General features: G+C 63.9%; 12 protein-coding genes. 8 read left to right on the forward strand and 4 right to left on the reverse strand.

Features of this window, described 5'->3' with window-relative positions; genetic code table 11:
- Positions 1–136: 136 nt before the first annotated feature.
- Both Q2941_RS28365 and Q2941_RS28370 read right to left on the reverse strand, forming a co-directional pair.
- A complete protein-coding gene (locus tag Q2941_RS28365; RefSeq protein WP_254112142.1) occupies positions 137–721 on the reverse strand; it encodes a CoA-binding protein in 585 nt (194 codons plus the stop codon).
- 109 nt (positions 722–830) lie between these two features.
- On the reverse strand, positions 831–1,655 hold the full coding sequence (locus Q2941_RS28370; protein ID WP_027522855.1) for an enoyl-CoA hydratase: 825 nt from the start codon (positions 1,653–1,655) through the stop codon (positions 831–833).
- Between the two features lie 84 nt (positions 1,656–1,739).
- Between Q2941_RS28370 and Q2941_RS28375 the strand changes: the two genes are divergently transcribed.
- The 6 genes from Q2941_RS28375 to Q2941_RS28400 all read left to right on the forward strand — a co-directional run bounded on the left by Q2941_RS28375 (position 1,740) and on the right by Q2941_RS28400 (position 5,403).
- Positions 1,740–2,168, forward strand: coding sequence for a PaaI family thioesterase (locus Q2941_RS28375; protein ID WP_027522854.1), 429 nt, complete (start codon positions 1,740–1,742; stop codon positions 2,166–2,168).
- Positions 2,169–2,327: 159 nt separating this feature from the next.
- Complete coding sequence (gene rplM, locus Q2941_RS28380) at positions 2,328–2,792, forward strand: 50S ribosomal protein L13 (RefSeq protein ID WP_027522853.1); 465 nt, start codon at positions 2,328–2,330, stop codon at positions 2,790–2,792.
- A gap of 1 nt (position 2,793) precedes the next feature.
- Positions 2,794–3,270 (forward strand): 30S ribosomal protein S9, encoded by a 477-nt coding sequence (rpsI, locus tag Q2941_RS28385; RefSeq protein WP_027522852.1) that lies wholly within the window; start codon positions 2,794–2,796, stop codon positions 3,268–3,270.
- Positions 3,271–3,495: 225 nt separating this feature from the next.
- Complete coding sequence (locus tag Q2941_RS28390) at positions 3,496–4,710, forward strand: GGDEF domain-containing protein (protein ID WP_458194414.1); 1,215 nt, start codon at positions 3,496–3,498, stop codon at positions 4,708–4,710.
- A gap of 57 nt (positions 4,711–4,767) precedes the next feature.
- Complete coding sequence (locus tag Q2941_RS28395) at positions 4,768–5,004, forward strand: hypothetical protein (protein ID WP_254112144.1); 237 nt, start codon at positions 4,768–4,770, stop codon at positions 5,002–5,004.
- 99 nt (positions 5,005–5,103) lie between these two features.
- Complete coding sequence (locus Q2941_RS28400) at positions 5,104–5,403, forward strand: antibiotic biosynthesis monooxygenase family protein (protein ID WP_027522849.1); 300 nt, start codon at positions 5,104–5,106, stop codon at positions 5,401–5,403.
- 6 nt (positions 5,404–5,409) lie between these two features.
- Here the strand turns inward: Q2941_RS28400 and Q2941_RS28405 are convergent, their stop codons facing one another.
- Entirely contained in the window at positions 5,410–6,540 is a 1,131-nt protein-coding gene (locus Q2941_RS28405; RefSeq protein ID WP_458194415.1) for an AI-2E family transporter, read from the reverse strand.
- Positions 6,541–6,844: 304 nt separating this feature from the next.
- Between Q2941_RS28405 and Q2941_RS28410 the strand changes: the two genes are divergently transcribed.
- Positions 6,845–7,618, forward strand: coding sequence for a gamma-glutamyl-gamma-aminobutyrate hydrolase family protein (locus tag Q2941_RS28410; RefSeq protein WP_027522847.1), 774 nt, complete (start codon positions 6,845–6,847; stop codon positions 7,616–7,618).
- A 42-nt stretch (positions 7,619–7,660) separates the two neighbouring features.
- The gene (locus tag Q2941_RS28415) at positions 7,661–8,281 is read left to right on the forward strand and encodes an alpha/beta hydrolase (RefSeq protein WP_027522846.1); all 621 of its coding nucleotides are present in this window, start codon (positions 7,661–7,663) and stop codon (positions 8,279–8,281) included.
- A 100-nt stretch (positions 8,282–8,381) separates the two neighbouring features.
- On the opposite strand, the gene Q2941_RS28420 is transcribed toward Q2941_RS28415, so the two are convergent.
- Positions 8,382–9,150, reverse strand: a 769-nt coding sequence (locus Q2941_RS28420) for a glutamine synthetase family protein (protein ID WP_479684035.1), incomplete at its 5' end; no start/stop codon positions are given.

The raw sequence follows: 9,150 nt of genomic DNA on the forward strand, positions 1-9,150 counted from the left end.
TTGGGTAGGCTGAAAAACGCGCGGCATGCTGATCGCGGCGATGGCCCGCGTCAAGGCGCTCGCGCGCACCTCGCCTTGTTCGAAACGGGCTTGCTTCGCTTTGTCGCGTTCGCGAAGCGAATCTTTCGCAGATGCGTCAGCTCTGCTCGATTTTGTTCTTGGCCGCGCGATCAGCCGCTGCGGTATTGCCGCCGCCGACACTCATGCGATTGAGTGACAATTGCATGCCTTGCGTCGGCGCGGGCGGGCGCTTGGAGCTGAGCGTGCGCGAATTGACGCCCATCCAGGATATTTCCGAGGACAGCCGCCCATATTCGATCTTGGGGCAGCGGTTCATCACGACCTTGATACCGGCGGCCTCGGCCTTCTCCGCGGCCGCGTCGTCGCGTGCCCCTAGCTGCATCCAGATCACCTTCGGCAGCGGATCGAGCTTCAAGGCTTCCTCCACCACGGGCATGATGTGGCTGGAGTTGCGGAAGATATCGATCATGTCGACGGGACGGCCGATATCGTGAAGCGAGGCGACGAAAGGCTTTCCGAGCAGCTCCTTGCCGACATGGCCGGGATTGACCGGGATCATGTCGTAGCCGCGCTGCGCCAGATATTTGAACGCAAAGTAGCTCGGCCGCACATTGACCGGCGAAGCGCCGACCATCGCGATCGACTTCACGCTGTTGAGGATGCCGCGGATGTAATTGTCGGGATAGGCGTCGTGATTCATTCTTCACCTAGTGCGTCGTTCCGGGGCGATGCGCAGCATCGAACCCGGAACCTCGAGATTCCGGGTTCTCGCTTCGCGAGCCCCGGAATGACGACGCGAAAGTGCGCCGTCACTTATCTTCCCATTTCGGCTCGCGCTTTTCGATGAACGCGCCGATGCCTTCCTCGGCGTCGCGCGCCATCATGTTCTCGGTCATCACCTCCGCCGCATAGCGATAGGCATCGGCAAGGCTCATCTCGGCCTGGCGATAGAACGCCTCCTTGCCGAGCTTGACGGTGTAGGCGGATTTCAGCGCGACCTGTTCGGCGAGCGCAATCGCAGCATCGCGTTCGGTGCCGGCTGCGACCACACGGTTGACGAGGCCTATCTCGCGGGCGCGTGCGGCGGGGATCGGCTCGCCGGTCAGCAGCATTTCCATTGCTTGCTTGCGCGGCACGTTGCGCGACAGCGCCACCATCGGCGTCGAGCAGAACAGGCCGATGTCGACGCCGGGCGTGGCAAAGCTTGCGGCGTCGGATGCGATCGCAAGATCGCAGCTTGCGACGAGCTGGCAGCCGGCGGCGGTCGCAATCCCCTGGACGGCAGCGACCACGGGCTTGGGCAGGCGCACGATCGCCTGCATCATCGCGCTGCAGGCATTCATGATCTCGGCGAAATAGGCGCGGCCGCGATCGGGATCGCTGCGGCGCGCGGTCAATTCCTTCATGTCGTGGCCGGCGGAAAAGGCCGGGCCGTTGGCGGCGATGACGGCCGCGCGGATGCGCTTGTCCTCGGCAATCGCGTTGAAGCTCGCATGCAGCTGTCCGATCATCGCCTCCGACAGGCTGTTGCGCGCAGCGGGGCGGTTCAGCGTGAGCACGGCGACGCTGCCGACGATCTCGCGCAGCAGGATCGGCGGTTCCGGGGAGGGGGTGCGGGCGGGCTGGACGGACATTGACGCTTCCGTTTGGGATCTTGCAGTTGGATGACGCAGATAACTTAATGTAACAGGCAACGTGAAGCGAGGGTGAGAGGCGGCATGGCGTTAGCGAAAATGAGCGTGGCTGAGGTCGAGTACTTTCTCCGTGAGGAGTTTCCCCAGGCCTTCAGCGGCGACGACATCACCATCGAGAGCGCCGACGGACAGACCGCGCTGCTGCGCCAGCGCTATAGCGAAAGGATGCTGCGGCCGGGTGGAACCGTGTCGGGGCCGACGCTGATGGCGCTCGCCGATTTCGCCATGTACGTGGTGCTGCTGTCTGCGATCGGGCCGATCGGGCTCGCGGTCACCACCAATCTCAACATCAATTTCCTGCGCAAGGGCCTGCCTGGGCAGGACGTGCTGGCGGAGGCCCGGCTCCTGAAGCTCGGCAAGCGCCTGGCGGTCGGGGAGGTCAACCTGCTCTCGGGCACCTCGCCGGACCCGATTGCCCATGTCACCTCGACCTATTCCATTCCAAATGTTTGAAGTTTTCTGAGGTAATATAACACCATATTTTTAAGGTATTGATTTTTCTGAACTAATTTCTCTTATTGGGCATTGACCGGTGCGCGTCACTTCTCTAGAAACCCGCGCAGTCCGGCGCGTCGTTCGCGCCGTCATCTCCCCGTCCACGGAAATTCAGATATGAAAACCTTTTCGGCAAAGCCCGCCGAGGTGACGAAGAAGTGGGTGCTGATCGACGCCAAGGGTCTGGTCGTCGGCCGCCTCGCCACCATCGTTGCCATGCGGCTGCGCGGCAAGCACCTCCCGACCTACACCCCGCACGTTGATTGCGGCGACAACGTCATCATCATCAACGCCCAGCACGCGGTGCTGACCGGTCGCAAGCGCGAGCAGAAGACCTATTACAAGCACACCGGCTATGTCGGCCACGTCAAGGAGCGCACCGCGCGCCAGATCCTCGAAGGCCGTCATCCCGAGCGCGTGCTCGAGAAGGCCGTCGAGCGCATGATCCCGCGTGGTCCGCTTGGTCGCGTCCAGATGGGTAACCTCCGCGTCTATGGCGGGGCCGATCATCCGCACGAGGCGCAGAGCCCGGAAAAGATCGACATCGCCAAGTTGAACCGCAAGAACACGAGGGCCGCATAACATGGCCGAATCCATCCAGTCGCTCGACCAGCTCTCGCAGCTCAAGACGGCCGCGCCCGACGCGCCCAAGCACGAGAAGAAGGTCGACAAGCTCAACCGCGCCTATGCCACCGGCAAGCGCAAGGACGCTGTCGCCCGCGTGTGGATCAAGCCGGGCGCCGGCAAGGTCACGGTCAACTCGCGCGAGGTCGAGGTCTATTTCGCCCGTCCCGTGCTGCGCATGATGATCGAGCAGCCGTTCTCCGTGGCCCAGCGTTCCGGCCAGTATGACGTGATCTGCACCGTCGCCGGCGGCGGTCTGTCCGGCCAGGCCGGCGCTGTCCGCCACGGCATCTCCAAGGCGCTGACGCATTTCGAGCCGGAGCTGCGGACCGTGCTCAAGAAGGGCGGCTTCCTGACCCGCGACTCCCGCGTGGTCGAGCGCAAGAAGTACGGCAAGGCAAAGGCCCGCCGGTCCTTCCAGTTCTCCAAGCGCTAATCGCTTCGATAAAATTCGTCGCGAAAGCGGCTTCAATGAAATGCAAAAGGGCGCCGAATTCGGCGCCCTTTTGTTGTTCGTTTGTATGCAAATTGAGCCGGTGTTTTTCCGAAAAGTTGCGTCTGCATGAAAACCTGAATGGAACCCGGCGGGACCTAGCGTCGCAGCTGGAAGGGCACGCGATCGGGCTGATCGCGTAATGGCTTGGTTTCAAAGGGGGCTGACATGATGTCGCTCGATAGCATCACGCTATACCTGGTTGCCACGATGGTAGCCGCACTGCTGGGTGCCATGATGGTGTTCTTCGGCAGGCAAGAGAAAAGTCCCGCGCTGAATTGGTGGGGCACGGCCTATCTGCTCGGCGCGGCTTCCGTCGCGCTGTGGACGGCCGCCGGCGACAAGCTCGGCGCGCAGCTCTATCTCGCGCTGAACGCCGTCGGCTTCGTCGCCTGCGGCATGGTCTGGAACGCCGCGCGCGTCTTCCACGGCCGCAAGCCGAACTGGCCCGGACTTCTGTTCGGTGCGCTCGGCTGGGCTGCCGCGGTGTCGCTGCTCGATCCGGCCGCCGCGACGCTGCGCATGTTGATCGGCGCCGGCATCGTCTCGGTCTACGCAGCGCTGACCGCTGGCGAGCTTTGGTCCGAGCGGCGCAAGAGCCTGCAACGGAGCTGGCCGGTCTACGCCGTGCCGATCATGCACGGCTGCGTGCTGATGATGCCGGTCCTGATCGGCGGCTTCCTGCGGCCGAACGATCCGCACTTCTCCAGCAGCATCTGGGTCACGGTGTTCGCAGTCGAGCTCATTCTCTACGCCGTCGGCACCGTGTTCGTGATCTTCATGCTGGTGTCCGAGCGCACGGTGACCGCGCACAAGACCGCCGCGTCGATGGACCCGCTGACCGGCATGTTCAACCGGCGCGGATTTGCCGAAGCCTGCTCGCGCGTCATCGAGCGCGAGGCCAAGGCGGGGCGGCCGGTGACCGTCATGATCTTCGACATCGACCACTTCAAGTCGATCAACGATCGCTTCGGCCACCCCGCGGGCGACGAGATGCTCAAGCTGTTCTCGACGGTCGTGACCACCAATCTGCGCATCTCCGACCTGTCGGGCCGGATCGGCGGCGAGGAGTTCGCGGCGCTGTTGCCGTGCTCGCTGGAGGAGGGCGTGCTGGTCGCCGAGCGCGTGCGCGAGGCGTTCGAGACCTCGGGCATCGTCGTCGACGAGGGCCCGGTCGACACCACCGTCAGCATCGGCGTTGCCGGTGGTCCGGCCGGCACCGAGCTGGAGGTGCTGCTGGCTGCCGCCGACACCGCGCTCTACCAGGCCAAGCGTGGTGGCCGCAATCGCGTCGAGGCCGCTGAAGAGCTGCCGCTGTCGCTGGAGAACTGGCGCCGCCAGACTGCCGCGCGGCTCCCCGTGCCACGGCCTGCGACGGCTTAGGTTGCAAGCCGACTTGCGGTAAGGCGCTGTTTACCATCGACTCCTACCATCGTGGCCATGGAGTCGATCCGTCAACAGACCTCGCAAGCCGCTCTGGTGTCGCTCGAAGCGGCCGCGGCATCCGCGCGCGGCGGCTTCGGCTGCATCTTCTCGACATCGGACGAGTACGAGACCGCGCTGATCACCGAGCGCCGTGCCCAGGGCCGGTACGCGCAGAGCCGTGGTCTCTGGCCACTCATCCTCTTTACGGCCTGTGCGGCGGCGGTCGCGGGCACGGTCTTGTTGTTCGGCTGAGAGAGCCGGCCTCTTGATCGACGAGGGCGCCGTTTCGGCGCCTTTTTCTTTTCGGCCGTCTGCGCTAGATACGCCCTATCAACAAGAAGGGTGGAAACAATGATCACCGAGATCGCGCAAATCGACGTCAAGCCGGGCACCGAGAAGGATTTCGAGGCGGCGGTGGCCAAGGCCAAGGCCGCGTTCGGCCGCTCCAAGGGCTTTCACGGCTTCGAGCTGCACAAGTCGATCGAGAAGCCGCAGCGCTACCGGCTGATGGTGAAGTGGGAGACCCTGGAGAACCACACCGTCGACTTCCGCGGCTCGGAGAACTTTGCCGAATGGCGCGGCCTGGTTGGCCAATACTTTGCCGCACCGCCGGAGGTCGAGCACACCAACACGGTGGTGACGACGGCTTGAGCTGTCTCACGCAGCCGCGGCCGGCGTCTCATAGCTCTTGAAATGATCGAGCAAAACCTTGGCGATGGCGACCAGCGGGAGCGCCAGCGCCAGGCCCCAGATGCCGAAGACGACGCCGAGCAGGATCTGGAAGGCGAACAGTGTGGCGGGCGGAATGTCGAGCGCCTGCCGCTGGAGGATCGGCGTCAGCACGTAGCTCTCCATCGCGTGGACGCCGAGAAACAGGATCAGGGCGGAGAGCGCAGCGACCCAGCCTGACGCGATGCTTGCCAGCACCACGATCACGCCGGCGATGATGGCGCCGACCGTCGGGATGAAGGCGAGGAGACCCGCCTGGATTCCCAGGATGAACGAGCCGGGGATGCCGATGACGGCAAGCCCGATCCAGGTCACCACGCCGACCGCGAGCATGACGATGATTTGCGCGATCAGCCAGCGCTCCAGCGTCTCGCTGATGCGGTCGATGATGACAGTGGCACGTGAGCGATGCCTGGCCGGGGCGATGAACAGGAGCCCATCGTGATAGACGCTGGGCTGCGCCGCGAAGGCGAGCCCCAGGAACAGCACGATGAAGATGTTGCCGACGGCGCTGATCGTGCCGAGCAGCAGCTTGAGGGTCTGGCTCACGATCGCCCCGCCGCTGGAGGCCAGCGCACCGGCGCCGGGAAGTCCGGTGCGCGGGGGCGAGGCGCTTGGCGCCGTTTCCGAGCCGGACGGCGTTGCGTTCGCGGAGGAGGCGTTGCCGATGTCGAAGAAGCTGGTGTCGATGCCGTGGCTCTCGAGGAAGGCTTTGACGGTGACGAGCTGCGACTTGATGGTGTTGCTGAGCGCGGAGGCCTGCTCGGCGATGGTCGCGCCGCCGAGATAGGCCACACCCGCGAGCATCACCGCAAGCACCACGCAGACGATTGCAAGCCGTAGGGGATGTGGCAGGCCGACATGGCGCCCGAGCGCGTTGGTCAGCGCGTTGAGCCCGACGCCGAGCAGCATGCCCGTGAAGATCAGCAGCAGCGTTGCGGCGAAATACCAGGTGAAGACCAGCAGCGCTGCAAACAGCACGATAGCGATGCCGCCGACCGCGATCGCCCAGGCCAGATCGTTGCGGGTCCGGGATCGTTCATCTGCGGGGATCGTCACATGATGTCCTTTGCGCGGGCCGATGTGCACGGCACTCTTTCGCGAAATTCCCGCCGCGGATCAAGCCGGACCCGCGTGCCGGTTTGACGCGTCCGTGGCCTTAACTGGGCCCTGCGAACGGTCCCCTCGAGCCCCCGAGGTTCAGCCCGCGGGCACGGATGGGGCGGTTGGGGCCTCAATTGCGCCTTCCCGCGGGGCATTCAGGCGAAATAGCATTGCGGTCCCGCGATCCCTTCGGTTGAAATTGTTCCATCCGAAGGGCATGTTTGGAGAATCTTCTTCGGCGGGGAGGTCGGAACGGGAGATGAAAAAGCCGGTCGTCGGCGTGATCGGGAATTCCCATCGCGTCGAAAATCGATTTCAGGTCCAGATGGTCGGCGAGCGAAACTTGCGCGCCGTGGCCGAGGTCTCCGGCGGCTTGCCGCTGATGTTTGCAGGTTCGGCCGACATCACCGATATCGGTGCGCTGCTCGATTGCGTCGATGGCATCGTGCTCACCGGTGCCCGCGCCAATGTCCATCCTACGCGCTTCAACGTCGATCCCTGCCAGAAGCATGAGCCTTACGACATCCATCGCGACGAGGTCGCGCTGGCGCTCTCGGTCGCCTGCGTCGCCCGTGGCATCCCGCTGTTCGGCATCTGCCGCGGCCTCCAGGAGATGAACGTCGCCTTCGGCGGCTCGCTGCATCCTGAGATCCGCGAATTGCCCGGCCGCATGAACCACCGCATGCCCAGGCTTGAGAACGGCGAGATCCATCCCGATCCCACCGTCGTGTTCGCCGACCGCCACGAGGTCGAGCTCACCCCCGGCGGCGCCTTCGCCAAAATCCTCGGCTGCGAAAAGATCAAGGTCAATTCGCTGCACGGCCAGGGCATTCTGGAGCCGGGCAAGCGTGTGTTGATCGAAGGCGTCGCCGAGGACGGCACCATCGAGGCGATCCGCATCGCGGAGGCCCCGACCTTTGCGCTCGGCGTGCAATGGCACGCCGAATACGACCCGCAGCGCAATCCGATCAACCGGAAAATCTTTCAGGCGTTCGGCGAGGCCCTCGTGGCGCGGCAGCGCGCGACGGCGTAGCGGCGCAAGCGAGAGCACCTTGGTGCTATCGGGGAGCCGTGAATGGCCTCGCATGATTACCACTTCATCAAGGGGGCCGGGGTCCACGACACCCCGCTGCTGATGCTTCATGGCTCTGGCCGGACCGAGCAGGACATGGTGCCACTAGCGGGCCAGCTTGCGCCGGCATCGATGGCGATCGCGGTTCGTGGTGCCCTGCCTTGGGAAGGTGGCTTTGCCTTCTTTCGCCGGTTCGAGGATCGCTCGATCGATGAACGCGATCTCATCGCCCGAGCGGAGCGGCTTGCAGATGAAGTGGACCAGTTCGGAATGGACTATCGGTTTCCAAAGCCGCCGATTGCCGTCGGTTTTTCGAACGGTGCAATTATGGCGGCTGCTCTGGTCATGCTTTATCCCCGCTGTCTCTCCGGTGCTGTTCTTCTCAGGCCGTTGTCTCCGTTCGCTGTTGATCCAGCTATGCGCGTCCCTGGTACGCCCGCAATCATCGTCGACGGCCACTACGACGAACGCCGCTCGCCCGGAGATGGCGCCCGCTTGGCAAGGAGTCTGGGGCGCATGGGTGCAGAGGTGACGCACCACCTGCTACCAACCGGCCATTCGATCATCGAGGATGACATTCGCCTGGCGCGCGAATGGTTGAGACCGTTGCTTTGCGCCGATTGAGCACGCAGGTGGAGCTTTCGCTCTGCCTATCCTGCCGACGATATGAACAAAAAAGGCGCCCCTTGCGGAGCGCCTTTCGTCCGTCGTCGTTCGGGGCCGCTTAGCCCGAGTAGTACATCTCGAACTCGACCGGGTGGGGGGTCATTTCGAAGCGCTCGACTTCGGTCATCTTCAGCTCGATGTAGCTGTCGATGAAGTCGTCGTCGAACACGCCGCCGGCCTTCAGGAAGGCGCGGTCCTTGTCGAGGTTTTCCAGCGCCTCGCGAAGCGAGCCGCACACCGTCGGAATCTGCTTCAGCTCTTCCTTCGGAAGATCATAGAGATCCTTGTCCATCGCTGGGCCCGGATCGAGCTTGTTCTTCACGCCGTCGAGACCCGCCATCAGCATCGCGGCGAAGCCGAGATAGGGGTTGGCGAGCGGATCGGGGAAGCGCACCTCGACGCGCTTGGCCTTGGGCGAAGCCGTGTACGGGATACGGCAGGAGGCCGAGCGGTTGCGCGCGGAGTAGGCGAGCAGCACCGGCGCTTCATATCCCGGGACCAGGCGCTTGTAGGAGTTGGTCGTTGGGTTGGTGAAGGCGTTGATCGCCTTGGCGTGCTTGATGATGCCGGCGATGTAGGACAGGCAGGTCTCCGACAGGTCGGAATACTTGTTGCCCGCGAACACCGGCTTGCCGTCCTTCCAGATCGACTGGTGAACGTGCATGCCCGAGCCGTTGTCCCCGTACACCGGCTTCGGCATGAAAGTGGCGGTCTTGCCGTAGATGTGCGCGACCTGGTGGATGCAGTATTTGTAGATCTGCAGGTGGTCGGCCATCAGCGTCAGCGTGTCGAACTTCATGCCGAGTTCGTGCTGGGCGGAAGCGACC

Source organism: Bradyrhizobium sp. UFLA05-153 (genome assembly GCF_054185185.1).

Bases quoted from the DNA above. Each gene is read 5' to 3' on its own strand.
- Q2941_RS28365 (WP_254112142.1), bottom strand. From the start codon at position 721: ATGAATCACGACGCCTATCCCGACAATTACATCCGCGGCATCCTCAAC.
- Q2941_RS28400 (WP_027522849.1), top strand. From the start codon at position 5,104: ATGATCACCGAGATCGCGCAAATCGACGTCAAGCCGGGCACCGAGAAG.
- rplM (WP_027522853.1), top strand. From the start codon at position 2,328: ATGAAAACCTTTTCGGCAAAGCCCGCCGAGGTGACGAAGAAGTGGGTG.
- Q2941_RS28410 (WP_027522847.1), top strand. From the start codon at position 6,845: ATGAAAAAGCCGGTCGTCGGCGTGATCGGGAATTCCCATCGCGTCGAA.
- rpsI (WP_027522852.1), top strand. From the start codon at position 2,794: ATGGCCGAATCCATCCAGTCGCTCGACCAGCTCTCGCAGCTCAAGACG.
- Q2941_RS28415 (WP_027522846.1), top strand. From the start codon at position 7,661: ATGGCCTCGCATGATTACCACTTCATCAAGGGGGCCGGGGTCCACGAC.
- Q2941_RS28375 (WP_027522854.1), top strand. From the start codon at position 1,740: ATGGCGTTAGCGAAAATGAGCGTGGCTGAGGTCGAGTACTTTCTCCGT.
- Q2941_RS28370 (WP_027522855.1), bottom strand. From the start codon at position 1,655: ATGTCCGTCCAGCCCGCCCGCACCCCCTCCCCGGAACCGCCGATCCTG.
- Q2941_RS28395 (WP_254112144.1), top strand. From the start codon at position 4,768: ATGGAGTCGATCCGTCAACAGACCTCGCAAGCCGCTCTGGTGTCGCTC.
- Q2941_RS28390 (WP_458194414.1), top strand. From the start codon at position 3,496: ATGATGTCGCTCGATAGCATCACGCTATACCTGGTTGCCACGATGGTA.